22 protein-coding genes and 5 pseudogenes are annotated in these 25,338 nt (G+C 72.2%); 4 read left to right on the top strand and 23 right to left on the bottom strand.

Annotated elements, in window-relative coordinates:
- Positions 1–3: 3 nt before the first annotated feature.
- Positions 4–738 (bottom strand): TetR/AcrR family transcriptional regulator, encoded by a 735-nt coding sequence (locus SSOG_RS38975; RefSeq protein WP_009719818.1) that lies wholly within the window; start codon positions 736–738, stop codon positions 4–6.
- On the opposite strand from SSOG_RS38975, the gene SSOG_RS38970 reads away from it, so the two are divergent.
- Positions 641–2,071 (top strand): MFS transporter, encoded by a 1,431-nt coding sequence (locus SSOG_RS38970; RefSeq protein ID WP_078510664.1) that lies wholly within the window; start codon positions 641–643, stop codon positions 2,069–2,071. The two genes, SSOG_RS38975 and SSOG_RS38970, sit on opposite strands and share 98 nt — an antisense overlap.
- On the opposite strand, the gene SSOG_RS52775 is transcribed toward SSOG_RS38970, so the two are convergent.
- The gene (locus tag SSOG_RS52775) at positions 2,033–2,185 is read right to left on the bottom strand and encodes a hypothetical protein (protein WP_154686034.1); all 153 of its coding nucleotides are present in this window, start codon (positions 2,183–2,185) and stop codon (positions 2,033–2,035) included. The genes SSOG_RS38970 and SSOG_RS52775 overlap by 39 nt on opposite strands.
- A gap of 181 nt (positions 2,186–2,366) precedes the next feature.
- Positions 2,367–2,792, bottom strand: coding sequence for a hypothetical protein (locus SSOG_RS38965; protein WP_154686033.1), 426 nt, complete (start codon positions 2,790–2,792; stop codon positions 2,367–2,369).
- A gap of 117 nt (positions 2,793–2,909) precedes the next feature.
- Here SSOG_RS38965 and SSOG_RS38960 point away from each other — a divergent pair, with 117 nt between their 5' ends.
- Together SSOG_RS38960 and SSOG_RS38955 are read left to right on the top strand one after the other, a co-directional pair.
- Complete coding sequence (locus tag SSOG_RS38960; protein WP_245606473.1) at positions 2,910–4,073, top strand: cytochrome P450; 1,164 nt, start codon at positions 2,910–2,912, stop codon at positions 4,071–4,073.
- A gap of 153 nt (positions 4,074–4,226) precedes the next feature.
- Positions 4,227–4,769: a DUF2165 domain-containing protein gene (locus SSOG_RS38955; protein ID WP_009719815.1), complete on the top strand. Its 543-nt coding sequence runs from the start codon at positions 4,227–4,229 to the stop codon at positions 4,767–4,769.
- Here the strand turns inward: SSOG_RS38955 and SSOG_RS38950 are convergent.
- The 20 genes and pseudogenes from SSOG_RS38950 to SSOG_RS38870 form a co-directional block, all read right to left on the bottom strand.
- Complete coding sequence (locus SSOG_RS38950; RefSeq protein WP_009719814.1) at positions 4,716–5,738, bottom strand: PfkB family carbohydrate kinase; 1,023 nt, start codon at positions 5,736–5,738, stop codon at positions 4,716–4,718. The two genes, SSOG_RS38955 and SSOG_RS38950, sit on opposite strands and share 54 nt — an antisense overlap.
- Positions 5,735–7,234 carry a purine-cytosine permease family protein gene (locus SSOG_RS38945; protein WP_009719813.1) on the bottom strand — a complete coding sequence of 500 codons (1,500 nt, stop codon included), beginning with the start codon at positions 7,232–7,234 and terminating at the stop codon, positions 5,735–5,737. The genes SSOG_RS38950 and SSOG_RS38945 overlap by 4 nt, the downstream gene beginning before the upstream one ends.
- Before the next feature lie 102 nt (positions 7,235–7,336).
- Positions 7,337–8,326, bottom strand: a pseudogene (locus SSOG_RS49715) (ADP-ribosylglycohydrolase family protein); the annotation flags it as partial.
- A 90-nt stretch (positions 8,327–8,416) separates the two neighbouring features.
- Positions 8,417–9,133, bottom strand: a complete 717-nt coding sequence (locus SSOG_RS38940; protein ID WP_009719811.1) for a GntR family transcriptional regulator — start codon at positions 9,131–9,133, stop codon at positions 8,417–8,419.
- Between the two features lie 23 nt (positions 9,134–9,156).
- Positions 9,157–10,599, bottom strand: a complete 1,443-nt coding sequence (locus SSOG_RS38935) for an aminopeptidase P family protein (RefSeq protein WP_009719810.1) — start codon at positions 10,597–10,599, stop codon at positions 9,157–9,159.
- Positions 10,592–11,470, bottom strand: a complete 879-nt coding sequence (locus SSOG_RS57680) for an ATP-binding cassette domain-containing protein (RefSeq protein WP_281048152.1) — start codon at positions 11,468–11,470, stop codon at positions 10,592–10,594. The genes SSOG_RS38935 and SSOG_RS57680 overlap by 8 nt, the downstream gene beginning before the upstream one ends.
- Positions 11,467–12,282, bottom strand: a complete 816-nt coding sequence (locus SSOG_RS38925) for an ABC transporter ATP-binding protein (protein ID WP_009719808.1) — start codon at positions 12,280–12,282, stop codon at positions 11,467–11,469. Before SSOG_RS38925 ends, SSOG_RS57680 begins: the two co-directional genes overlap by 4 nt.
- Complete coding sequence (locus SSOG_RS38920; protein ID WP_009719807.1) at positions 12,279–13,268, bottom strand: ABC transporter permease; 990 nt, start codon at positions 13,266–13,268, stop codon at positions 12,279–12,281. Before SSOG_RS38920 ends, SSOG_RS38925 begins: the two co-directional genes overlap by 4 nt.
- Positions 13,268–13,798, bottom strand: coding sequence for an ABC transporter permease (locus tag SSOG_RS57675; RefSeq protein WP_342634384.1), 531 nt, complete (start codon positions 13,796–13,798; stop codon positions 13,268–13,270). The genes SSOG_RS38920 and SSOG_RS57675 overlap by 1 nt, the downstream gene beginning before the upstream one ends.
- Positions 13,732–14,232: pseudogene (locus SSOG_RS58010) on the bottom strand (ABC transporter permease); the annotation flags it as partial. The gene SSOG_RS57675 and the pseudogene SSOG_RS58010, both read right to left, overlap by 67 nt.
- On the bottom strand, positions 14,232–15,941 hold the full coding sequence (locus tag SSOG_RS38910) for an ABC transporter substrate-binding protein (protein WP_039939734.1): 1,710 nt from the start codon (positions 15,939–15,941) through the stop codon (positions 14,232–14,234). The gene SSOG_RS38910 and the pseudogene SSOG_RS58010, both read right to left, overlap by 1 nt.
- 324 nt (positions 15,942–16,265) lie before the next feature.
- Entirely contained in the window at positions 16,266–17,525 is a 1,260-nt protein-coding gene (locus SSOG_RS38905) for an SGNH/GDSL hydrolase family protein (RefSeq protein ID WP_009719804.1), read from the bottom strand.
- 115 nt (positions 17,526–17,640) lie between these two features.
- Positions 17,641–19,784: pseudogene (locus SSOG_RS38900) on the bottom strand (glycoside hydrolase family 127 protein).
- 106 nt (positions 19,785–19,890) lie between these two features.
- A complete protein-coding gene (locus SSOG_RS38895) occupies positions 19,891–20,331 on the bottom strand; it encodes a cupin domain-containing protein (RefSeq protein ID WP_009719802.1) in 441 nt (146 codons plus the stop codon).
- Positions 20,332–20,346: 15 nt separating this feature from the next.
- Positions 20,347–20,982, bottom strand: coding sequence for a 3-oxo-tetronate 4-phosphate decarboxylase (otnC, locus tag SSOG_RS38890; protein WP_009719801.1), 636 nt, complete (start codon positions 20,980–20,982; stop codon positions 20,347–20,349).
- Positions 20,979–22,241, bottom strand: a complete 1,263-nt coding sequence (gene otnK, locus SSOG_RS38885) for a 3-oxo-tetronate kinase (RefSeq protein ID WP_009719800.1) — start codon at positions 22,239–22,241, stop codon at positions 20,979–20,981. The genes otnC and otnK overlap by 4 nt, the downstream gene beginning before the upstream one ends.
- Positions 22,238–23,191, bottom strand: a complete 954-nt coding sequence (locus SSOG_RS38880) for an isocitrate/isopropylmalate dehydrogenase family protein (RefSeq protein WP_281048151.1) — start codon at positions 23,189–23,191, stop codon at positions 22,238–22,240. Before SSOG_RS38880 ends, otnK begins: the two co-directional genes overlap by 4 nt.
- Positions 23,160–23,327: pseudogene (locus SSOG_RS57665) on the bottom strand (isocitrate/isopropylmalate family dehydrogenase); the annotation flags it as partial. The gene SSOG_RS38880 and the pseudogene SSOG_RS57665, both read right to left, overlap by 32 nt.
- Before the next feature lie 80 nt (positions 23,328–23,407).
- The gene (locus tag SSOG_RS38875; RefSeq protein WP_039939732.1) at positions 23,408–24,091 is read right to left on the bottom strand and encodes an aspartate/glutamate racemase family protein; all 684 of its coding nucleotides are present in this window, start codon (positions 24,089–24,091) and stop codon (positions 23,408–23,410) included.
- A 170-nt stretch (positions 24,092–24,261) separates the two neighbouring features.
- Positions 24,262–24,978, bottom strand: coding sequence for a FadR/GntR family transcriptional regulator (locus SSOG_RS38870; RefSeq protein ID WP_039939729.1), 717 nt, complete (start codon positions 24,976–24,978; stop codon positions 24,262–24,264).
- 102 nt (positions 24,979–25,080) lie between these two features.
- On the opposite strand from SSOG_RS38870, the pseudogene SSOG_RS54340 reads away from it, so the two are divergent.
- A pseudogene (locus tag SSOG_RS54340) lies at positions 25,081–25,338 on the top strand (damage-inducible protein CinA); the annotation flags it as partial.

Raw genomic sequence — 25,338 nt, 5'->3', positions numbered from 1 at the left:
CCCTTAGCCACGGGCCTCGGATGAGGCGAGGCCGGCCAGCAGGAGGCGCATGCCGCGGTGGAAGTGGGCGTCCCAGTCGTCCTCGTCGAGGAGCGGGAAGTGGCCCGCGAGGGTGGGGTATTCGTCGATGCGGGCGCGGAGGTGGGCGTCCACGGCCGAGCGGGTGGCCGCCTCGTCGGAGCGTTCGCGCCACACCGCTTCGGAGGAGGCGGAGCCGAGCACATAGTGGGTGAGGGTGGCGGCGGCGGACGACAGGTGCACCCCTTCGAAGCCGCCGGTGGTGAGCGCGGTGTACGTGAACTCCGAGGCCCGCAGGGCGCTCGGGCCCATGAGGGGGCGGGAGCCCGCCAGGGCGGCGGCCCAGGGGTGGCGCAGCAGGACGGACCGCAGCCCGGTCATGAACGCCTCGATGTCGTCCTGCCAGGCGGCGCTGTGCTCGCCGGGGAGGTCGAGTTCGGCGAAGACCGCGTCGAGGGCCAGATCGAGCAGGTCGTCCTTGGTGGCCACGTGCCAGTAGAGGCTGGTCGCGTGGGCACCGAGCCGCTCAGCGAGCCGACGCATGCTCAGTTTCTGCACACCGTCGCGATCCAGCAGCTCGACGGCGGTGGCGACGATGCGTTCGTGCGACAGCTGGGGCCCGGTGCGGGAGGTCTTCTCCGCGCGGAACCACACCGCTCCCGGTGCGTCCTCCGGCGTCTTCTTTCCCTTGTTCCCGCTCTTCGGCTGCTTCGCGCTCACGAGGCCGCAGCCTATCCCGCCACCGTTTCCCCTACAGTGTTGGAGACACTCCAACACTGTAGGGGAAAACCATGAGGCGCTCGCCGCGGCGGCCCCCTCGGTGGGGTGGCTGATCGCGACGCGGGGCCTGATGGGCGTGGGCGCGGCGCTGGTGATGCCCGCGACGCTCGCGGTGCTCGTCGCGGTGTTCCCCGAGCGGGAGCGCCCGCGGGCCTTCGCGGTGTGGAGCGCGGTCGCGTCCGTGGGGATGGCCGCCGGGCCGCTGCTCGGCGGCGCGCTGGTCGACGCGTGGAGCTGGGCCGGGGTCTTCCTGATCAACGTCCCCGTGGTGGCGGTGGCCCTGGTGGGGGTCGTACGGCTGGTGCCGGAGACGCGGGCGGGCCATGGCCGGGGGCTGGACCTGCCCGGCACCGTGCTGGTCACCGTGGGGATGACCGGCCTGGTGTGGGCGCTGATCGAGGCCCCGGCGCAGGGGTACGCCTCCGCCGGGATGCTGGCCGGGGCGCTGGTGGCGCTCGTCGCGTTCGGCGTACGGCAGGCCCGCTCCCCGGTGCCGATGGTCGATCTGCGGCTGTACCGGGACCGGAGGTTCTCCGGGGCGAGTTTCGCGGTGGCGGTGATGACGGTCGCGACGGGCAGCACGCTCTTCATCCTCAGCCAGTATCTGCAACTGGTGCTGGGCTACGGCGCGTTCGAGACCGGGCTCGCGGCGGTGCCGCTGGCGGCGGGAGTCGTCGCGGGCTCGGCGGTGGGCGGCCGGGCACCGGCCAGGTTCGGGGCGCGGGCCTGCGTCGTGGCCGGATTCGCCGTCACCGCGGCCGGTTTCGCGGTGCTGGCCTTGTTACCGGAGAGCGGCGGCTACGCGGCGGTGTGCGCCGGGCTGGCGCTGGCCGGTGCGGGATCCGGTGTCGCGGGGCCCTCGGCCACCAGCACCGTGCTCGGTGCGGTGCCGCCGGAGCGGGCCGGGATGGGCTCCGCGCTCAACGACACCCACCAGCAGCTCGGCATCGCGCTGGGGGTGGCCGGTCTGGGCAGCCTGCTCGCCACCGTCTACCGGGGCGCCCTCCCGGACGGCCTGCCCGACCACGCCGCGTCCTCGCTCGGGGCGACACTGTCGTACGCGAAGGACCGCGCGGGCGGAAGCGCCCTGGCCGAGTCGGCCCGTACGGCCTTCGTCGACGCCCAGTCCCTCACCATGACCCTCGGAGTGGCGGCCGCCCTGGCCGGAGCGGCCGTGGCGTTCCTCGCGCTGCCGGGCCGCGCCGACCGCACCGGCCGGGCGGCGGCGTCCGCATCAGGTGAAGAATCCTATGTAGGACGAGGCGAGGCTTGAGACCAGCCAGAACATCCCGAAGGCGATACCGATGATGATCAGTATCGCCAGCGCGCTGTCCACCTTGCCGACTGAGGTGAACGGGGGTCCGGGTTCCAGGTCTCGTGGGCTCATCCGCTCAACATACGACAACTCGTCGGCGAGGTAGAGACATGTTGATGTTTCCGTAACCGTCCGGTTCCCCGGTGCGACGGGGAAGACCACCGCACCGCCGCGCGGGCGTACGCTGCTACGACTCCGACCAGTTGTACCGCATCGCGCTCATCCGGCTCTGGCGGGAGACGGGTCAGATGAACTATCTGCTCACCTGCTGCCGCGGTACCGACCTGGAGCGCTGCCCGTACTTCCGTGAGCAGGCGGACATCCCGGACCGGGATCCCTGCTCCTGGGGCACCCCGCCCGTCGCGACGACCATGATCGGGGTGAACGACGCCGCCGTGGCACCGGACTGGCGTAGAAGCCCAGTCCGAGCAGCAGCATCACGACGTTGCACCTCCGGGCCGGTCCAGCCGACGCCGGACGAGCGCATCACCGCGTACACGACGCCGACCAGCCCGGCCGTGGACATCCCAACGACCGCCAGGTCCAGCCGGAGGCGTACGGCCGTACGTGTCCGCGGCGGCAGGACGGACACGGCACCGGCGACGGCGCTCCAAGTCCCCGCGCACGCGACCGCGAGAACGCGCCGTTCCTGCCCGGTCATGACACGCTCATCACTCATGCCGCCACGCTGTCCGCTCAACCGCGGTTGAGCGCAAGGCGATGAGCGGCTTTGACTTGCTCCCTGGGCGGTGAGTAACTGTTCGCCGACTGTTGTTCGCAGCTCAGGAGGGGTGCCGTGGGGGACGCAGAGGTGGCGGGGGCAGGGTGTCCGCTGGGGGCCTTCCCGTATGTGTCGAAGCATCCCCTGGAGCCGCCGGAGGAGTGGGCGGCGCTGCGGGCGGAGGGGTGTCCGGTGCCGGAGGTGGCACTGCGGGCGGGCGGGGCGCCGGTGCGGGTGTTGGCGCGGTACGCGGATGTGCACGCGATGCTCTCCGATCCGCGCTTCGCGCGGGACCCGGGCGGCACCGGTGAACAGCACCAGCTGTGGCGGCGGTTGCTGGGGCGGGTGCTCACCGGTAAGCAGGCGGCCGCGCTGCGGCCGCGGATCGCGGCCATCGGGCATGCCCTGGTGGACGCGATGGAGGCCGGGCCGAGGCCCGCGGATCTCATGGCGGGGTTCGCGGATCCGCTGCCGGTGCGGGTCATCGGCGTGCTGCTGGGCGTACCGGAGCGGGACTGGGAGCGGTTCGCGTACTGGTCGGGCGCCCTGTACGGCGAGGACCGCTACGGCGAGCGGGAGATCGCCGCCGCGGGCGAGGACCTGATGGCGTATCTGGGCGACCATGTGGCCCGGAAGCGACGTGAACCGGGTGACGACCTGATCAGCCAGGTCATCGGGATCACCGACGCCGCCGGACGTTCTCTGCCCGAGGCGGTTCTGGTGCGGATCGCGCGGGGGCTGATGGTCTCCGGCCACGAGACGACGTCCAGCGCGATCGGGAAGCTCGTACCGGCCCTGCTGGACGACCGGGCCCGGTGGCGGCGGTTGCTGGACGACCGGTCGCTGGTGCGGACCGCCGTCGAGGAGTTGCTGCGCTTCGACGTCAACCGGGGGCCGGGGATGCCGCGTTACCTCACGGAGGACATCGAGCTGGGCGGTGAGGTGATCCCGAAGGGCAGCACCACGCTCTCGGTCATCGACGCCGCCAACCGCGACGAGCGGATGTTCACCGACCCGGACGAACTGGACCTGGGCCGTTCCCCCAACCGGCACATCTCCTTCGGCGCCGGTGCGCACTCCTGCGTCGGCCAGGCGCTGGCCCGCACCGAACTCCAGGTCGCCCTGGAGATCCTGCTGGAGCGGCTGCCCGGGCTCGATCTGGCGGTTCCGCCGGCCGAACTGGTGCGGCGCGAGGGGCAGCTCACGGGAGGCTTCGAGCGGGTTCCCGTGGTGTGGTAGCGGCGACGGAACACGTACCGCGGCTGGACTGTTCTCCCGTGCATGGTGGATGATCCAGCACGATCAGCGGGATCACGCGGGGTCCAGGGGGATCCAGGGGGAGGAAAAGTGGCCGTGGTGAGAGAAGACGTGGTGAGCGAGCGATCAGACGGATTGCGCTCGCCCCGCACCCTCGCCGCCGTCTCGGCGGTGCTCACCGGAACGATGGCGCTGTACATCGCGCTCGTCGCGTTCGGCAACATCACCGACTTCGGCACCAACCAGCAGTTCGTGCGGCATGTCCTGGCGATGGACACGACGTTCAAGGACGAGGACCTGATGTGGCGGGCGATCACGTCGACGGCGCTCCAGGACGCCGCCTACGTCGCCATCATCGTCTGGGAAACCCTCGCCGCTCTCGTCCTCATTGCCGCGACGGCCCTGTGGGGCATGAGCCTGCGCGGTGACGGCAGCGGCATCCGCCGTGCCCGTCGGGCGGGCACCGTCGGCCTGTTGATGCTGATGCTGCTGTTCGGCGCCGGGTTCATCGCCATCGGCGGCGAGTGGTTCTCCATGTGGCAGTCGAAGAGCTGGAACGGGCTGGACGCCGCCACGCGCGTCTTCCTGCTCTCCGGGATCGTCCTGGTGCTCACGCACCTGCCCTCAGCCGAGAAGGCCGAGCGGCCCGGGCGGGACGGGCCCCGCGCCGAGGACTGACCGGAGCGCGGGGGCGGCGGAGGCGTCGCCGTCCAGGAAGCCGAGAAGCTCGCGGCGGGTCGGCCCGGTGGCGGGCCCGCGGCGGGTGACCGCGAAGGCGGCCGCGGCGTTGGCGCCCCGTACGGCGTCGAGCGGATCCAGCCCGCCGCCGACGAGGGCCAGGAACGCGCCGGTGTGGGCGTCGCCCGCGCCGTTGCTGTCGACCGCGGTCACCTGGCGGCCGGGGACGTGCACGGGCTCGCCACCGGGCGGTACGAGCCAGCATCCGGCCGCGTCGGCGCGGACGAGCACCCCGGTGTCCGGGCCCAGCCGGGCGGCGAGCGCGGCGGCGGTCGCCGGGGCGTCGTCCAGACCGGTCATCAGCCGCCCCTCGCGCTGGTTGCAGCTGAGCCAGTCGCAGCGCGCCAGGGCCACGCGCAGCACCTCTTCGGGGATCTCGGAGACCAGCGGGCCCGGGTCGAGGAACACCCGCACGTCCGGGGGCAGTTGGGCGATGAGCCCGGCCAGGACCGGGCCGCCCGCCGGGTGGGCGAGCCCGTACCCGGAGATCTGCACCAGATCGCCGGGCCGCAGCGCGGCGAGTACCGCCGCCGCGTCGGCCCCGGTCAGCCGGGCCTCCGCCCCGAGGCTGGTGGCGAACGTCCGCTCGCCGTCGTCGTCGACGAGGGCGACGCAGAAGCCGGTGTCGGTGTCCTCGCAGCTGGGGGTAGCAGCATCTCGATGCCCCTCCCGCGCGAGGTCGGCGCGCACCCCGGTTCCGCGAACGGCCCCGAGCCCATGGCCTCCGGCGTAGACGGCGGGGAGGCCGAGGCGGCGCGCGGCCGCGAGGACGTTGAAGCCGCCGCCGGTGACGAAGGTGGTGTCCGTGGCGACCACGTCGCCACCGCGTTCGGGCAGTGCGGGGACCCGCATCACCAGGTCGACGATGGCGTTGCCGAGCAGCACCAATCTGCTGTCCGCGCCGCTCATGCGGACTCCTGTGCGGTCGGCTCGGCCAGCGTGTGCGGGGGCAGGGGCGGCTCGGACGGCTCGTCGGCACGCGCCGTGGCGCCGCCCAGCCGCAGCAGCAGCGCGTAGACGCCCGCGGCGAGGGCGAGGGTCACGACCCACCCCAGGCCGTTGGTGCCGACCCAGGTGCCGGAGAGCGGTCCGGCGAACCAGACGTCGGTCGAGCTGGTGGCGGCCTCGGTGAAGAGCAGTCCCACCACGATGGCCACCACCCACGCGCCCAGCGCGGACCAGTGGACACCGCCCCGGAACCAGTAGCGGCTGGTGGGACCTACGTCCATCAGCGCCACGCGGTCGTAGGACCGGCGGAGCATCAGGTCGACCGCGAACACCCCGACCCAGGCGGTGATGGGCACGGCCAGGAGGGTGAGGAAGGTGATGAACGGCCCGTAGAAGTCCTTGGCGATGAGGATGAAGTAGATGCCGCCCGCGAAGGTGACGACCACGTCCAGCCCGACGGCCACGGTGCGCCGGACCCGTATCCCCAGGGTGATCATGGTGAGCCCGGCGGAGTACACCGACAGGTGGTTGGAGAGCAGCAGCCCGCCGAAGGCCGCGATCAGATACGGGATCGACATCCACGACGGCAGCATCGCGTTGATGGCCGAGACCGGGTCGGCGGCCGAGGCCAGGTCCGGCTGCCCCGCCGCGAGCAGCGAGCCGAGCGAGATGAGCACCACCAGCGGGATGCCCGCGCCGAACGCGGAGGCGGCCACCAGCCTGCGGCCGGGGATCTGCCGGGGCAGGTAACGGGCGTAGTCCGCGCCCGCGTTGGCCCAGCCGATACCGGTGCCGGCGGCGATCATCCCGGTGCCCACGACCATCGCGCTGACCGGGCCCGCCGGGGCCTGGAAGACCTTGTCCCACGCCACGGTGGCCGCGAGGAAGGCGATGACGACGAGGTTGAGCACACCGAAGGCGTACGTGGCCCACTTGTTGATCCACATGATGGTGGCATGGCCGAGACCGCTGATCAGCAGGGTGCAGCCGATGAAGACGAGCAGGCAGACCACGGTGAGGACGGCGTTCTGACGGACACCGAACGCCACGTTGAGCAGGGCCAGCAGGGCGAAGGCCGCCGTGGTGGTGTTGATGGTCTCCCAGCCGAGGCGGCTCAGCCAGGTGATGAGGGTGGGGCCCGCGTTGCCGCGCACCCCGAACACCGCGCGGGAGAGGGTCAGGGCGGGCGCGCCACCTCTCTTGCCCGCGATGCTCAACGCGCCCACCAGGGCGAACGAGCCGAACGAGCCGATGACGGCCACGATGACCGCCTGCCAGATGTTCAGGCCGCGGAAGCTGACGAGGGCGGCGCCGAGCGGCAGCCCCAGAATGCTGATGTTCGCCGCGAACCACGTCCAGAACATCTGCCCGGGGTGGCCGTGGCGCTCGGTGTCGGGCACCGGCTCGATGCCGCGTGTCTCCACCGCGCCGACGCGGTCGTCCTGCGAAGCGGCCATGGTCGTACCTGTCTTTCTGTGCGGCTCTGCGGGCCGTCCGCGCCGCCCGGGGACTGGGCGTGTGGCGCGGGATACGGCAGGTGGTTCACCCGGTGCGGCGGCCCGCAGCGCGAGGAGGGAGGTGGCCAGCGGCTCCAGGTCGAGGCCGTTGACGGAACGGAGGGTGGTGAGCGCGTCGGCGGGGAGGGCCGAGGCGCCGCTGAGGGATCCGGCGATCGCGCCGGCGATGGCGCCGATGGTGTCGCAGTCGCCGCCGAGGTTCGCCGCCAGGAGGCAGGCGCGCCACGGTTCGCCGTCGGCCAGGGCGAGTACGGCGAAGGCGGCGGGCACCGACTCCTGGCTGGCGACGCTGGTGCCCACGAGGTCGCTGACGCGGTCCAGGGCCTGGGCCTCTGGCAGGCCGCGGACCAGGTCCACGGCCCATTCGATACGGGCCGCGATGGAGGCGCCGTACACCCAGTGGCCGCGCTCGGCACCGGCCGCCGCGGCGGTGATGCCCGCGGCGATGGCGTCCTCGAGACCGCCGCCGCCGACGCCACGGCTCACCGCCGCGCCCACGGCCGCGGCGGAGGCGATGCCGAGGGTGGTGTCATGGGTGACCCGGCAGGCCGCCGCCACGTGGTCGACGAAGGCTTCGAGCGGCTTGTCGGGGAAGGCCACGCCGACCGGGGTGATCCGCATGGCGGCGCCGTTGGTGGACCCCGACCTGCCCGCCTCCTCCGGCGGCACACCGCGCGAGACGGCCTCCAGGGCGGCCTTGGTGGAGGGGCCGAGCAGATCGTACGAGCCCTTGGCCTTCATGGCACGCTCCCACTCCAGCAGCTCCTGGGCGAGCCGCAGCGGGTCGATGTGCCCGTTGCCGTCCACCAGCAGCCGCCCCACGATGACGGCCTGATCGGTGTCGTCGGTGACCGACCCGGCGGGCAGTCCGGCGCTCACCGGATTCTCCGCCGGGCCCGGCTCGAACCCGGTCACGGCGCCGAACCGGGCGACGATCGACCGCCGGGGCATGATCTGGGTCGGCATGCCGAGGGCGTCGCCCATCGCCAGGCCGTACAGGGCTCCGAGTGCGCGGTCGTGCTGGTGGCTCATCAAGACTTCCTGTTGTCGGTGCGGGATGGTCGGTGCGGGATGGTCGGTGCGGGCTGTCGGTACGGGATGGTGGTGGGCGCGGAGGGCGGTTCAGCCGGGCGGTTCGCCGAAGCCCAGGTGCAGCTGGAAGCGGGCGGGGTCCAGCAGGCTGGTGACGTGTTCGACGACGCTGCCGTCGGCCCCGCGGCTGACCCTGCGGGTCCGCAGGAACAGGTCCCCCTCGGCCCGCCGCAGCAGCCCCGCCTGGTCGGCGTCCAGCCCGGCCACGGACGCCCACTCGTCGCCGTGGGTGGCACGGACCCCCGCCGCGGCCAGGGTCTTGGTCAGCGAGCCGTCGACCAGTCCGCGCAGCGGCACATCGGCGAGCGCCGGAAGCAACGGGACCCGGCTGCGCTCCAGCGAGACGGGGGTGCCCTCGGGCAGGATCCGCAGCCGGTCCAGCGCCAGGAACTCGGCGCCCTCGATCCCCAGTTCCCCGGCCAGCCGCGCATCGCGCACCGCCTCAAGCCGCAGCACCTCGGTGCTGACCCGGGCCCCCTGATCGGCCAGGGCCCTGGTCCAGCCCAGCCGGTTGTCCAGCAGGCCGCCGTCGAAAGTGACGAATGAGCCGACCCCCGCATGCGTGGAGATCAGCCCCCGCCTGCTCAGCTCGTCCAGCGCCTGCCGGACGGTGTTCCGGCTCACCGCGAAACGCCTGGTCAGCGCATGCTCACCGGGCAGCCTGCTGCCCGGTTCCAGTGCGCCGCTGTGGATCTCACGTGCCAGGACACCCGCGATGCGCTGATGCTTGAGGACCTGTTCAGTCATGTCCAGAAGCTAGCCATACCTGTTCAGTCCTGTCCAGAGTCCGGAGCGGACTTCCTCATCCAGCGCTCCAGGTCCGCGGCGTCCAGCGGCAGGTCGGCCGAGAGCACCTCGGAGCCTTCGGGGGTCACCAGGATGTCGTCCTCGATGCGTATCCCGATGCCGCGCAGCTCCGGCGGGACCGTCAGGTCGTGGGCGTGGAAGTACAGGCCGGGTTCCACGGTGAGCACCATGCCGGGGGCCATCTCGGCGCCCTGGTAGGCGTCGTACGAGGACTGGGCGCAGTCGTGGACGTCGAGGCCGAGGTGGTGGCCGATGCCGCAGACCAGCCAGCGGCGGTGGTGCTGGCCGCGGTCGGAGAGGGCCTCGTCGACGGAGACCGGGAGGAGGTCCCAGTCGTGGAGGCCGTGGGCGATGACCTCCATCGCGGCCTGGTGGAAGTCGGTGAAGCGCTTCCCGGGGCCCACCTGGGCGAGGGCCGCGCGGTGGGCCCGCTCGACCAGGTCGTGGACCTGGGTCTGCGCGGCGGAGAAGCGGCCGGAGGCGGGGAAGGTGCGGGTGATGTCGGCGGTGTAGAGGTCGCGGGTCTCGACGCCCATGTCGAGCAGGACCACGTCGTCCGGGCGCACCGGGCCGTCGCACCGGACCCAGTGCAGGGTGGGGGCGTGGGCGCCGCTGCCGACGATGGTGGCGTAGCCGGGGCCGTTGCCGTAGGTGCGGGCGTGTCGTTCGAAGGTGCCTTGCAGCCAGCGCTCGCCGGGGCCTTCGAGAGCGGTGGGGAACTCCGCGACCACGGCGGCGAATCCGGAGACGGTCCGGTCCACGGCCTCGCGGAGGCGGCCGATTTCCCAGTCGTCCTTGATCATGCGCAGTTCGGCGAGGGTGCGTTCCAGTTCGGCCGAGGGCTTGTCGTGGTAGTGGCCAGCGGTGAGGGGATCGGCGAGTTCCGTCAGTGCGGTCTCCAGCTCCCCGGCCGGGCGGACCTCCAGCTGGAGCGCGTCCGCCCAGTCCCCGGGGCCGGGGGCGGCGCCGACCCACAGCTCGCCGTACGTGGCGTCGGAGAAGAAGCCCGGCTCGCCGGGGTGGGCCGGGGGCGGCAGGTACAGGGTGGCGTCGTGTCCGGTACCGGAGGGCCGCAGGACGAGGACGGCGTCCTCGGCCGTACAGCCGGTGAGCCAGAAGAAGTTGCTGTCCGGGCGGAAGTCGTAGCGGGTGTCGTTGCTGCGTACGGGCGCGCTGCCACTGGCCACGACGACGGCCCGGCCGGGGAACCGCGCGCCCAGCCGGGCGCGGTGTGCGGCGGCGGCCTCGGGTGCGCCGGGGGCGGTGGGCGGCGTGCGGTCGGGGGCGGCCCAGCCCTCGCCCATGTACGCGGCGAAGCCGGGGAGTTCGGCCAGCCGGGGCAGGCGGGGGTCCGGTTCGGTGGGGACGGGGCCTGAGCGGCCGGGGGTGGTGGTCCGGTCAGCCATGGGGTGCCTCCTGGGACGGGTCGCTCGCTCGGTCGGCACGTGCGCGGCGGGCGCGGTCCCAGGCGGGGTTGATGCGCGGGATCGCGGCCAGCAGGGTGCGGGTGTACGGGTCCCGGGGGTCGGCGAAGACCCGTTCGCAGGGGCCCGCCTCCACGATGCGTCCCCCGCTCATGACCGCCACCCGGTGGGCGATGCGGCGCACCACGGCGAGGTCGTGGGCGATGAAGAGGTATGCGAAGCCGCTCTCGCGCTGGAGCCGCCGCAGCAGGTCGAGCACCTGGGCCCGGACGGACATGTCGAGGGCGGAGACGGCCTCGTCGCAGATGACGAGCCGCGGGCCCACGGCGAGCGCCCGGGCGATGCCGATGCGCTGGGCCTGCCCGCCGGAGAACTGCGCGGGATAGCGCTGGGAGTGGTCGGGGTCCAGCCCGACCCGCTCCATCAGCTCCTTGGTGAGGGCGCGCCTGCCGCCCTTGGGGGCGATGCCCTGGTAGTCCAGCGGGGCCATGAGGATGCGTTCCACGGTGTGCCGCGGGTTGAGGGAGGAGTACGGGTCCTGGAAGACGACCTGGACGTCCTTCCGGAACCGGGCGAGGGCGGGCCCCTCGGCCCGGGTGACGTCCTCGCCCGCGAACTCCAGGCTGCCGCCCGTCGGTTCCATCAGCTTCGCGGCCATCCGGGCGGTGGTGGACTTCCCGCTGCCGGACTCTCCGACGACGGCGAGGGTCTCCCCCGCGCGGATGTCGAAGCTGACCCGGTCGACGGCGGTGAACGCGACCCTCCGGCCGAGCACTCCGCCGGGGCCGCGGCTGGTGAACGTCTTGGTCAACTCCCGTGCGCTCAGCAGCGGTTCGCCGGACGAGGCGCTCACAGCCACACCTCCGCGTCGTCGTCGATGCGTGGCACGCTCTCCAGCAGCGCCCGCGTATACGGATGGTGGGGGTCGGAGAAGATCCGCTCGGCCTCCCCGTACTCGACCGGGTCGCCCTCGCGCATCACCAGGATCCGCCGTGCGAGGGAGCTGACGACGGCCAGATCGTGGGTGATGAAGAGCATCCCGGTGCCGGTCCGCTCCTGGAGCCCGGCGAGCAGCCGCAGGATCTGCGCCTGGACGGTGACGTCGAGCGCGGTCGTCGGCTCGTCGGCGATCAGCAGGGACGGGGAGCAGACGAGCGCCGTGGCGATCATGACGCGCTGGCGCTGCCCGCCGGAGAACTGGTGCGGGTAGTGGCCCGCGCGCCGCTCGGCGTCGGCGATGCCCACCTGCGTCAGTGCCTCGACGGCCACGGCCCTGGCGGCCTTCCGCGAGCCGCCGCGGTGGGCCCGGTACGCCTCCTCGATCTGGAGGCCCACCGTGTAATAGGGGTTGAGCGAGGACAGCGGGTCCTGGAACACCATGGAGATCCCGTCGCCCCGGATCCGGCGCAGCTCGCGGTCGGGGCGGCCGAGCAGTTCCTCGCCGTCGAGGCGGACGCTGCCGGTGGCCGTCGCGCCGCGCGGCAGCAGTCCCATGATGGCGAGGCTGGTCATGGACTTGCCGGAACCCGACTCCCCGACGATGCCGAGGGTGTCGTCCCTGTCGACGGTGAAGGAGACGCCCTTGACGACGTCGACGGGACCGCGGGTGGTGGGCAGGGTGACGGTGAGATCTTCCACGACGAGGAGCCCCGCACGTGCGCTCATCGGATCCTCACTCTCGGGTCCAGGGCCGTGTAGACGAGGTCCACGACCACGTTGCCGACCACCACGAAGAAGGCCGCCAGCAGCGTGACCGCCATGATCACCGGCTGGTCGTTCTTCGCGATGGAGTCGGCGGCCAGCTTCCCGATGCCGCCGAGGCCGAAGACGGTCTCGGTGATGAGGGCCCCGCCGAGCAGCCCCGCGAAGTCCATCCCGAAGAGGGTGGTGACAGGGGTGAGCGCGGGCCGCAGCGCGTGGCGGCGCAGGACGAGGGGCCGACTGAGCCCCTTGGCCCGGGCGGTGCGCAGAAAGTTCTCGGACAGCGTTTCGATCACCTGCGTACGCGTCAGCCTCGCGTACAGACAGGCGTATCCGGCCGCGAGCACCATCCACGGCATCAGATACGACTGGAACCACCGCGCCGGATCGTCCGAGAAGGCGACGTCCGAGGGGAACGGCAGCCATTCCAGCTTGACGACCAGCACGTACTGAAGGACCAGGGCCAGCACATAGTTGGGGACGCTGATCCCGCCGAGGGCCAGGGCCATCGCCCCGCGGTCCCACCAAGTGCCCTGCCGGACGGCGCTGAGCAGCCCGGCGGCCACCCCGACGAGCAGCCACAGCACCGCGGCGCCGACGGCCAGGGTGGCGCTGACCGGCAGCCGTGCGGTGATCATGGACCAGACGGATTCGTCGGTCTGGAAGCTGTAGCCGAGGCACGGCGCCGGGCAGTGGACGAGCGTGGCGCCCGAGCCGTAGTCCCGCCCGGCGAAGATCCCGCCGAGGAACGCCCCGAACTGGCTGAGGAAGGGCCGGTCGAGGCCCAGCGCCTCACGGATGGCGCCGATCCGCTCCTCGGTGCAGGTCTTGCCGCAGATCATCACCGCGGGATCGGGCGAGAGCTGGAAGAAGATGAGGTAGGTGAACAGACAGACGGCGAAGAGGATGAGGACGACACCGGCGAGCCGTCCGATGAGGTAGCGGATCATCAGGCGGCGGCCTCCCCCTCGTCGATGGCGTGCCGCAGCCGGTCCCCGAGCACGGTCAGCGACAGCACCGTGAGGAAGAGGAACGCGCCCGGGATCACGAAGTACATCGGGTCGACCTGGTACCAGCTCACCGAGTTCGCGATCATCTGGCCCCAGGACGGGGTGGGCGGGGTGATGCCGACGCCGAGGAAGGACAGCCCGGCCTCGGTACCGATGTAGCCGGGCACGGCGAGCGTGGCCATGACGGTGATCGGGCCGCGCAGATTGGGCAGGATCTCGCGGAACACCAGGTCGCGGTCGCGGGCCCCCGACGCCCTGGCCGCCTCGACGAACTCCCGGCTGGCCAGCGCCCTCGTCTGGCCCCGGACGACGCGGGCGAGATACGAGCCAGCCCAAAACCGCTGATGACGACCACCAGCAGCACCGCCCGGTTCCCCGTCGGCAGCGAGGACAGGATCGCGATCATGAAGATCAGCGCGGGGAACGCCATGAGGAAGTCCATGAGCCGGGAGATCACCTGATCCACCCATCCCCGGTAGAACCCGGCGAGCATGCCGAGGACGACGCCGAGCACCCCGGTGAGCAGGGTGCAGGACAGGGCGATCAGGAGGGACACGCGGGCGCCGTGGACGATGCGCGCGAGGATGTCGCGGCCGTTCTGCGGCTCCACGCCGAAGAGATGCTCGGAGCCGATGCCCCCGAACGAGCCCCGGGGCACCCCGCCGAGGCCGGTGTCGACGGCGGAGGAGTCGAAGGCGTACGGGCCCCAGCCGGTGAGCGCGGTGATCAGCGGCGCGCACAGCGCCACCAGGCAGAGCAGCCCGAGGAACGCGGCGGAGGCCACCGCGGCGCGGTCGCGCCGCAGCGCGCCGGCGATGCGGCGGCCCGAAGTCGGCGGTGCCGCCTGGCTCGTGGCCAGGCCCTGGGCCTCGGCGTCCGGGAGCGGTGTGCCGACGACACTCATCAGGACCGGTCCGGGTCCGCGAGGCCGACGGAGACGAGGTCGATGCCGCCGGAGAAGCCCGCGTGGAGGTACGCGCCCGCGATGTTGCCGCCGACGACGCCGACGTACTTCTCGTACATCAGGGGCACGATGGGGGCCAGCTTCATGATCTGCTCGTCCAGCTCGCCGTAGGCGGCGTTCTGCGCGTCGAGGTCCTTCATGGCGGCGATCTCGTCGATCCGTTCGTTGACCCCCTTGTCGTCCAGCTGCGCCAGGTTCTGGTTGCCCTTGGCGGAGATCAGCCGGCCGTCGAACAGCGGCGGCAGGAAGGTGGCGCCGGACGGCCAGTCGGGGCACCAGCCGGTGATCGCGGCGTCGTGCTGCTGGGAGGGGGTGCCGATGGCCTCGTAATAGGTGGCGGTGTCGATGGTGTTGAGCGTGACCTTGATCTTCAGCGGGGCCAGCGCCTGCTGGATCGCCACGCCCTGGGCCTGCATATACGGCTGGGAGCGGATGTCGAGGGTGAGGGTGAAGCCGCCCCGGGCTCCGGCCTCGCCGAGCAGCCGCCGGGCGGCCGCGAGGTCGCCCTTGCCGCCCTCGCTGGGGTACGGGTCGTACTTCTTCCGGCCGACGACGGTCGGCGGCTGAATGGACGTGGCCTGCTGCGCCTTCGCCGTGCCGCCGACCGCGTCGACCTGGGTCGCCTTGTTCACGGCGTACGCGATGGCCCGGCGCACCGCGACCCGGTCGAGGGGCTTCTTGGTGGTGTTCAGGCCCAGATAGGTGGTGCAGCCGGTGAGTCCGCTCAGGGTGCGCTTGCGCAACGCCGGGGTCTGGATCCGGGCGACGGTGGCGGGCTGGATGCCGGATCCGCCCGCGATGGCGCTCGCGTCGTTCCCCTGGCCCGCGATCATGCGCTCGTCGATCGTGGCGCCGTCCAGGCCGAAGGTCCAGGTGAAGTGGTCGGGCAGGGCCTTGCGGACGGTGTCCGTGCCGGGGTCCCAGTGCTCGTTGCGGTCCAGCGTGAGCGAGGCGCCGCGCTTGTACGAGGCGACCTGGTACGGGCCGGAGGCGATGGGCTTTCGGTCGAACTCCCCTTTGCCGCCGGTGTCCTTGGGGAAGGGGACGAACGTGGGCTGGGCCACGACGCTGCCGAAGTCCGCGTAGGGCTTCTTCAGCTGGAAGACGATCGTCCGCGCGTCCGGGGTCTTGATCGTGGGCAGGTCGCCGGAGGCGTACGGGCCCCGGTAGCCGTCCGGGGCGTCGATGAGCTGCTTGGCGTACGGGGAGCCGATGCCGATCTCGGGGTCCCAGGCCCGCGAGACGCCGAACTTCACCTCCGCGCTGGTGATGGGGTCGCCGTTCTGGAAGCGGAGCCCCTTCTTCAAGGTGAACGTCCACGTCTTGCCGCCGTCGGAGGGGGTGCCGGTGTCGGTGGCGAGGTCGGGCCGGATCGCCGTACCGCCCTTGCCGGGCGCCGCTCCCTGGGTCGTCAGGGTGCGGTAGATGAGGCGGTAGAAGTTGTTCACGCCGCCGTCGAAGCCACGGGCCGGGTCGAGGTGGGAGAACGCCACGCTGGTCAGAACGCGCACGGTGCCGCCCTTGGCCGCCTTGCCGCCGGGTCCTGCCGCGGACGAGGCGCCCTGCGGGCCGCCGCCGGAGCAGGCGGTGAGTGCCAGGGCCAGCGATGAGGTCAGCGTGGCGATCCGGCGAGAGTGCGATCTTTTCACTGTGCCTTCTTTCGGGGCAGGGGGTGTCTTGTCGGTCAGGCCGGATCAGCGAGCGGCGTCTGGTGCGGTGGCTCGCAACCCGCGTGAGGAGAGCGCAGCGGCGCTGCGCGCGACGAGCGCGGGGCCGCGAGGTGCCGTGCCAGGCGTCGGGAGCCCGGCATGACCGGCAAGACACCCCCTTAGCCTGAGAGCTGGGCCACCGACAGGGCGCTGTGTGACATTGCACTGATGCTCGTGACGGTAAGGGGCGGGCGGGGAGTTGCCAAGATGCCCGGTAGCGACGTGAGTTGAAGCCCCCGGCGCGCGCACCGGGGGCGGCGGGCGTCAGCGGCCGCAGCGCAGGGCGCGGAGCGGGATGGCGTCGCCCATCACCCGCATACCGGCGTCATTGGGGTGGAGGTGGTCGCCGCTGTCGTAGGCGGGCAGCATCCGGGCGGGCGCCTCGGGGTCCCGTACGGCCTGGTCGAAATCCACGACCGCGTCGAACTCACCGCTGGTGCGCATGAAGGCGTTGACCTGCTGCCGGACCGTCTCGTCGACGGCCTCGTACTCCCGCCAGCCCTCGTACGGCATGACGGTCGCCCCGACCACGCAGACGCCGCGCGCATGGGACCTGGCGATGATCTGCCGGTAGCCCGCGATCAGATCATCGGCCGTGGGGCCCGGCGTGGCCTTGATGTCGTTGATGCCCTCCAACAGGATCGTCGTGCGCACCCCGGCCTGGGAGAGCACATCCCGGTCGAGCCGCTTCAGCGCGCTCTCGGCGGAGCCGTCGGCGAGGATCTTGTTGCCGGAGATTCCCTCGTTGGCCACGCCCTTGAGCCGGGAGCGGGGGTCGGCGAGCAGACGGCGGGCGAGGAAGTCCGGCCAGCGGCGGTTGGTGTCCGTGGAGGACGCGGAGCCGTCGGTGATCGAGTCGCCGAAGGCGACGACGGCGCCGGTGCCCGGGCGCGGCCGCACGACGGCCGCGTCCAGGTAGTACCAGGAGGTGATCTGCTGGGTGTACGCGGCGGCGTCCTCCTCCGCGGCGTGGTCACCGGCCGGTGCGACGTACTGGGTCGCGCGGGCCCCCTTGTGACCGGTCGCGAGGGTGCCCGCGCTGCGTACGTAGAGGCTGATCGCGAGGTCCGACTGCGGCCGGACCCGGCCGGGCAGCGGATCGCTGTACACGACGCCGCCCGCCGGTACGGTCACCGACGGCGCGCCGCGGAAGGTCAGCCGCCCGTTGCTGCCGGGCACGACCGCCGCGCCGGACGCGCGGGTGCCCGCGTAGGCGTGCCCGAAGGTCACCGGCTGGTCGCCGTAGGCGTTGGAGAGGCGGATGCGCAGGTCGCGGCCGCCGACGCTGGTGTGGATGACGAACCGGTAGGTCAGGTCCTGGGTCGCGGTTCCGGCCGGGTAGGCGCTGGAGCCCCAGGTGACGACGGAGGAGCGCGGGGCGGGAGGCGTTGCGGGCGCGGCGGCGGACCGGGCGGCGGACTGGGCGGCGGAGGACTCGGTTCCGGTGGCCAGGACGACGCCGAGGGCGGCGGCGGTCGCGACCACGATGCCCAGGGCGCGGACGGATAAGCCAGGTCTCTGCATGATGGGGCGTTCCCTCTCTCGACAGTTGAGTGATCGGATGAATTGATGCGCATTCCGACCCGCCTGTCGAGAGAGGACACCGCATTACGAAACTTTCGAGACCCGTCAACTCACGTCATCGGATCTCTTCCCCGCCCCTGAGATCTGCCCCGACCGCGGCCGCGACGACCTTGTCCCGCTCCGCGCGGCTGAAGCGCCCCTCGGACAGCCAGGCGTCGGCGAGGGTGCGCACCGCCCGGACGAAACGGCCGGAGGTCGCGAAGGGGGCCTGCTCCCAGAGCACATCGAGGAAGGTCCGGCCGTCGCCACGCGCCCGGTTCGGTACGCCGGAGTCGGTCGCGCCGAACACCACGACGGGTTCCGCGCGCCTGAAGTAGGCGTGGTACGGGGCGTCGTCGGCGAGGTGGAACGGCGCGAGGGTCAGGCCGTGCGTGGTGAAGTGCATCGGCCGGTCACCGGGCGCGATGGCGTCGGCGAGATCGCCCCGGAGCGTGAAGTCCTTGTAGAAGGAGAACGGGCGGAACTCCGTCTCCCCGCTCCGGGCGACCAGCAGGACCGGCCCGTAGAACACCGACTGGACGGCGGGATCGTCCAGCGCCCGCTCGATGCGCAGCCGATAGGGGGCGGAGATCCGGATCCGGTCGCCGCGCCGCCAGTCCCGGCTCAGGGTGAGGTAGCTGCCGGGCACCGCCTTGCCGCGCTGCCGGACCCCGTTGACCGTGACGGTGAAGCCTCCCGTGGCCCAGGCCGGAACCCGGAGTTTCACCTCGAGCCGCCCGCCGCCCTCGCGGAACGTCAGGGTACGGACCCCCTCGGCCGGGTAGTCGCCCGTCTGCTCGATGACGAAGCCCCGCTCCGGCCACCGCAGCGTCGAGGCGAGGGCGAGGTTGACGTACAGCGCGGTGCCGTCGGCGGAGCGGAAGTACACCGAGTCCTGGTACTTGGTGTGGTTCTCCATGCCCGTGCCGCCGCAGCAGGTGCCGGTGTTGTCGTACTCGCGCCGCACCCCCGGGCCCATCCCGACGAAATAGGTGACCTCCGGGCTGGTCGTGCTCGGGGCGTCCCGTCGGGAGGCGAGGATGTGATTGGTCAGGCCGCGCTCGTAGTAGTCCATGTACGCGGCGTCCGGTTCGCGGAAGAACAGCTGCCTGCTCAGCTTGAGCATGTTGTACGTCGCACAGGTCTCGGCGTTCTTGCCGTCCAGGGTGGCCGCGATGGCGTTCCGGGCCCGGAACATCTCCCCCTGCCCCGTACCGCCCAGGCTGTACATCCGGGGGCCCGCGACCATGCCCCAGAAGTTGCGGGCCGCGGCGGCGTACGCGGTCTCCCCGTGTGGTCGAACAGCCGCAGATAGCCGGTGAACTGGGGGATGTGCTGGTTGGCGTGTTTGCCGTCCAGGGTGTCGCGGTCCTCGGCGCACGCGCCCAGCAGCGCGGTGTTGTCGAAGCAGCGGGCGGCGGCGAGGTGTTCCGGGCTGCCGGTGAGGGCGTACAGGTCGGCCATCACCTCGTTCATCCCGCCGTACTCCCCCGCGATGTAGATGGACCACATCCGCTCCAGCTGGGCCTTCGGCAGCCGGCCGAGCCGGCTGTGCACCCAGTCGCCCATCCGCGAGGCGATCTGAAGGGCCTGCTCGTTCCCGGCCAGGGTGTGGGCGTCGAGCAGACCGCGCATGATCTTGTGGCAGGTGTAGTACGGCGCCCAGATGGTGGGGTACGTGGTGTAGCTCTCCAGCAGGATGAACTGGCTCTCCGGGTACGCCGCCAGATAGCCGGGGTGGCTGGGTCTCGGCGTGCCGTGCTCCGCCAGCGCCCGCTGACACTCGCCGAGCGTGCCGACGAGGTAGTCGAGCTTGGTCCCCAGTGCGGGCTCCCCCGTGTCGGCGCACGCCTGGGCGATGAGGCTGAGGAAGTGGCCGCCGTAGTGGCCGCGCAGATTGCCGTCGGAGGTCTCCCAGCCGCCGGGCGGCCGGGCGCCACGGGTGTCGAGCCCGGCGTTGGCGCGGAAGACGGCCAGGATGCGGTCGGCCGGGTAGGACCGGGCGTAGTCGAGCATCAGATCGCGCTTGCGGCGGAAGACACCGTCGCCGAGGGCCACGTGGCCCAGCGGGAAGGGGCGTACGGACCAACTGGCCGGGTCGGCGGGGGCGGTGGCGGCCGGGGCGGCGTGGGCTTGCGGCAGGCCGTACGCGAACGGGGCGGCGGCCGCGGCTCCGGCCGCGAGCCGCAGCGCGTGGCGGCGGGAGGGGGTCTGGGACATGCTCGGACTCCGATCGTCGGTCGACGTGACGCGCGATGGATGTGGCGGGGCATGACGCTGTGACAGAAGCGGACCGCAAGAACTTTCAGTGACGGTAGAACCCGGCTCATGACCCGTCAACGCGGCCGCGGTGCTCGGCGTCGACGCGTGCGGTGGCGCCCGTGTCGACAAGAGTGCGGGTGGCATCCACCGAGGCGTAGATCCACAGGATCCGCATGGGTGCGGTGGCCGAGGCGTTGCGGAAGCGGTGGGGGGTGTCGGCGGCGACGTAGGTGGTGTCGAAGCGGGTGAGGTGGTGTTCGGTGCCGTCGATCTCGGCGATGGCGTCGCCTTCGAGGATGGTCACGCTCTCGGGGCAGTTGTGGGTGTGCAGGGGGATGCCCGCGCCGCCCTCGAAGAGGGTCTGGCCGCTGAGGAACACTTCCGCTCCGGTGGCCTGGGTGACCAGGGGGATGGTGCGGGCGCCGCCGCCACGGGTGAAGGCGGGCAGCTCGGCCGGGCGCAGGACGGCGGGCGGGAAGCAGCCGCCGCAGGGGATGTCGATCATGGATGTTTCTCCTGTTCAGGGAGCCAGGGCGGCGGCCTGCTCGGGGGTGAGGGGACGAGTGGGGCGGCCCTGGAGCAGGAGGTGGAGCTTGGCGGTCTCCTCCAGTTCCTCGACGGCATCGGCGGCCTGCTCCAGGCTGGCCGCGGCGACGACCGGGCCGTGGTTGGCGAGCAGGATCGCGTGATGGGTGCGTGCCGTCTCCTCCGCGAGCGGTTCGAGGCCGCTGTCGCCGGGTGCGTGGAACGGCAGCAGCGGGAGGGTGCCGATGCGCATCGCGTAGTACGCGGTCAGCGGCGGCAGGGCGTTCTCGGGGTCGGTACCGGCGAGGCAGGAGACGGCCACCGCGTGTGTGGAGTGCAGATGGACGACGGCGTGGGCGCCCGGCCGGGCCCGGTAGAACGCCGCGTGCAGGAACGCCTCCTTGGTGGGGCGCGGTCCGTCGAGGTGGTGCGCGCTCAGGTCGGTGCGCGACAGGGCGTCCTCGGTGAGCGTGCCGAGGCTGGAGCCGGTGGGGGTGAGCAGGAGGCTGCCGTCGGCGAGGCGTACGGAGAGGTTGCCGGTGGAGCCGTGGGTGAGACCGCGGGTGAACAGGGAGCGGGCGGTGCGCACGATCAGCGCGCGGACGGCCGCTTCGTCGGCGTAAGGGGTCACGTTTCATCCTTGAGGGCGCGGACGAACAGGTCCTGGGCGCCGAAGTTGCCGGACTTGAGCATGAGGGCGAGGTCACCGTGTGCCGTGGTGGCATGGGTCCAGGGGACGCCCGGGTCGGCCTCCCCGCCCACCAGGACGGTGCGGATGTCCAGGGCGGTGGTGACGGCGCCGGAGGTTTCGCCGCCCGCGACCAGGAGCCGTCGTACGCCGCGGTCGACCAGCGCGGCGGCGAGCGCGCCGAGCAGCCCCTCCACCCGGGCCGCCGCCTCCGCGACGCCCAACTCCCGTTGCACCTCTTCGAGTTCGTGGGGCGGGGCGGAGGCGTGGACGAGCGCGGGGAGGCCGGGGTCCTGGGCGTCGAACCAGGCGAGTGCGTCGGCCACGACGTCCCGGCCCGCGGCCGCCGCGAGCACATCGAGGTGATGCGAGGGCAACCCTGCGGCCTGGAACCGGGCGATCTGTTCCAGGGTGCGGGCCGAGCAGCTTCCGGCCAGCACGGCGGCGCGGCCGCCGGGTGGCGGCGGTTCGGTGGTGGCGGTGTCCGGGCGCGGATGGGCGCGGCCGAGGCCCTCGGCCAGTCCCGCCGCGCCGGTGACGACGGGGAGTTCGTGCGCGGCGGCGCCGAGGACGGCGAGGTCGTCGTCGGTGAGCGCGTCGGCGATCACATGCCGTACGCCGTCGCGCTGGTGGGCCAGGAGCGCTTCGCGGACGGCGTCCGCGCCCCGGCGGACGGTCGGCAGGGAGATCAGGCCGACGGGGTGCGGACTCTGCGCTGCCAGCAGCCGCGGCAGCGAGGAGTCGGTCATCGGGTTGAGCGGGTGGTGGCGCAGCGGGGAGTCGGACAGCAGCTGGTCGTGGACGAACAGATGGCCCTGGTACACGGTGCGCCCGTTGGGCGGGGAGGCCGGGCACGCCAGGGTGACGGTGGCGCCCATGGCGTCGAGGAGCGCGTCGGTCACGGGGCCGATGTTGCCCTTCGGCGTGGAGTCGAAGGTGGAGCAGTACTTGACGTAGATCTGGGCCGCGCCGCGGGAGGACAGCCAGCGCTGGGCCGCGAGCGAGGCGTCGACGGCCTCGGCGGCCGGGGCGGAGCGGGACTTCAGGGCGATCACCGCGGCGTCGCAGTCGGCGGGCAGCGGCGTGGCGGCGTCGGGGGTGCCGAAGACGAGCGCGGTCCGCAGGCCCGCGCGCCGGAACGCGGCCGCCACGTCGGTGCCGCCGGTGAAGTCGTCTGCTATGCAGCCGATGCGCACGGTCATCGCTGTCCGGCGCCCGCTTCGATGGCCTTGACCACGGCGGCGGTGAACTCGGTGGTGGACGCGGAGCCGCCGAGGTCCCGCGTGGAGGTCCCCGAGGCGATGGCCTCGGCGACGCCCGCCTCGATGATCTTCGCGAGCTTGGCCGCCGCCGGGTCCTCGTGGCGGGCGGCCAGCCGCTCGAAGAGCATCGCGCCGGAGAGGATCATCGCGACGGGGTTGGCGGCGTTCCGCCCGGCGATGTCGGGGGCCGAACCGTGGGACGCCTGGGCCATGGCGCGGTCGGCGGAGGCGTTGATGGACGGGGCGGTGCCGAGCGAGCCGGAGATCTCCCCGGCGAGGTCGGAGAGGATGTCGCCGAACATGTTCTCGGTGACGATGACGTCGAAGTCCTGGGCGCGGCGCACCAGGTGGACGGTCATGGCGTCGATGTGGAAGTCGTCGACCGTCACGTCCGGGTAGTCCTGGGCGACCTCCCGGCACACCGTGCGGAACAGGCCGGTGGTGAGCTTGAGGACGTTGGCCTTGTGGACGATCGTCACCTTCTTGCGGCGCGAGCGGGCCAGGTCGAAGGCCACCCGGGCGACGCGCTCGGTGGCCTCGCGGGTGATGATGCCCATCATGATCGCCGTGTTCTCGGTGGGCATGAACTCGCCGGTGCCCGCGAAGGTGTTGCGGTCGGCGTAGAAGCCCTCGGTGTTCTCGCGGACGATCACCAGGTCGGCGCTGTCGCAGACGGCCTCGGCACCCGGGAAGCTCTTGGCCGGGCGGATGTTGGCGAACAGCTGGAAGTGCTTGCGCAGGGTGCCCGAAGAGGTTTGAGCGCCTGACGCGTGCGGTTCGGAGGTAGGACACGGAGTCGTGCGGGCCCAGGTACCAGCCGTCCAAGTCGGCCAGCGCGCTCTTGGTCTCGTCGGGAACCGGTGTGCCGTGGGTGGTGATGGCCTCGGCACCGAGCGGCAGGGTGACCCACTCGATCGACGTACCGGTGGTGCGGGCGGCGGCGGTGGCGATCTCCACGGCGGACGGGACGATCTCCGGGCCGATGCCGTCGCCCTCCAGGACGCCGAGGCGGTAGGTGGTGCTCATGTCCGGTTCCTCTCCGGTCGGTTGGTGCGGGGGGGGGTGGTGCGAAGGGTGTCGCGGGTGGCCGGGTCAGGCCGGGGACGTCAGGCCGACGCCTGCGGCACCAGGGCCCCGCGCAGCTCCCGGGCGGCGGCGACGGCGCCGTCCAGGACGGGCAGGCCCAGCAGCTCGGACAGCGCGGGACCGGCCGGGGCCAGGGAGTACTGGGCGAGCAGCACGGCCTGGACGTCGTCGGCGCCGCAGGTGCGCAGCGCGTCGGCCAAGTGGCGGGCGGTCTCCCGAGGGGTGGCCGCGGTCGCGGCGGGTTCGCTCAGCGCGGCGGCGATCCGGACCGGGCGGCCGGGCCGCAGCCGGGCGGACAGGGCGTCGAGCTGGGCGAGGGCGGCCGATACGGCCGGCGGGGTGGAGGCGGCGATGGCGAAGCGGTCGTACGGGCCGGTGAGCGCGGCGTGGAACATCGACTCGTCCGGCTTCAGCACGGGGACCGTCCAGCGCGCGCGGGCGGCGTCGACGACATCGCCGTACGAGGAGCAGGTGAGCAGCACGCCCTGCGCTCCGCCCTCGACGGCGTGCTCGATCAGGCGCAGCATGCGGCGGCGCAGGTGGGTGTCGAGCCCTCCGGCGGCGCGGGCGTCGTCCAGGAGCCGGTCATCGAGCAGATTCCACAGCCTGACCTCGGGAAACTCCTGGGCGAAAGCATCCTGGGCGATCCGGGCGCTCGTCGGAACGGCGTGGATCATGGCGATCAGCGGTGGATGGTCGCGCACCGGGCTTCCCTTCGGGCGTGCGGCACAGCTGGTCCGGTGCCGCGGCGTCACTCTAAGCATCACCGGTAAACTGGTCAACCGGTTGACCACCGCCGGACACAGGGTCGCCCCGATCCCCGTTCCCAGGACTCGGGAACAGCGACGGAAACGCCCGGGCCGGGCGGCGCCGGTCAGTCGGCGGCGTGCTGCTCCAGCGCCTCCCGCAGGCGGCGCGAGGCGCCCTCCATGTGCTGGGCCATCGCCGCCCGGGCGGCCTGCGGATCGCCCTTCTCGACCGCCTCGAAGATCGGCACATGGTCGGCGTAGGCCACCTCGCGGCTCCGGACGGCGCCGGTGCGCTCGACCCAGCCGCGCTGGATCATGGCGCGCATCCCCTTGAGCATGTCCCGCAGGACCGAGTTGTCGGCCAGTTCGGCGAGCGCGGCATGGAAGGCGGTGTCGGCCTCGGCGAACTCCGCGTCGGGGCATTCGCGCATCGCCGCCAGCCGGGCCCGCAGCAGTTCCACCCCGGCCTCGTCGCGCGCCTCGGCGGCGAGCCCCGCGACGACGACCTCCAGCTCGGCACGGGCCTGGAGCATGTCCTTCGCGCCCCGCTCGCCCAGTACGAGGCCGAGTTCGAAGAGGCGGTAGAGCACATCGGAGTCGGGGCCGCGGAAGTACGTCCCACTGGACTGCCGGATCTCCAACAGGCCCAGGAATCCGAGGGACTTGATGGCCTCGCGCACGGTGGGCCGGTTGACCCCGAGCATCTCGGTGAGGCGGCGCTCCGACGGAATGCGGTCGCCGGGCTGCACCGCGCCGGACATCAGGTACTCGATGAGGCGGCGCGAGACCTCGGCGGCCAGCGGTTCCCGCGGCTCGACCGTGATTCTCGAGAGTTCGGCCATGGATTCCCTCACTTCGGCTCTTGACGATCAACTGTGAAGTCTAGTTTCCTACCGGCCAACCGGTTTACCGGTTAGCCGGTCAGTCGGTTCCACCAAGGAGCAATGATGCTCGCTGTCCTCGGCTTCGCCACTCTGGGCAGCTTCATGCTGCTCGTGATGCGCAAGCACCTCTCCGCCTTCACCGCGATCATGCTCACCCCGATCGCCGCCGCCCTCCTCGCGGGGAAGGGCGCCAAGCTCGGCGACATGATCGTGAGCGGTCTGGACACCGTCGCCCCCACCGCGGCCCTGCTGCTCTTCGCCGTCCTCTATTTCGGCCTGATGATGGAGGCCAAGCTCTTCGACCCGGTGTCGGCCGTC

This window comes from Streptomyces himastatinicus ATCC 53653, from assembly GCF_000158915.1.
Taxonomy (GTDB): Bacteria; Actinomycetota; Actinomycetes; order Streptomycetales; family Streptomycetaceae; genus Streptomyces; species Streptomyces himastatinicus.
Note: the sequence above shows the minus strand (reverse complement) of the source record. Positions and strands in the feature narration are given on the sequence as shown.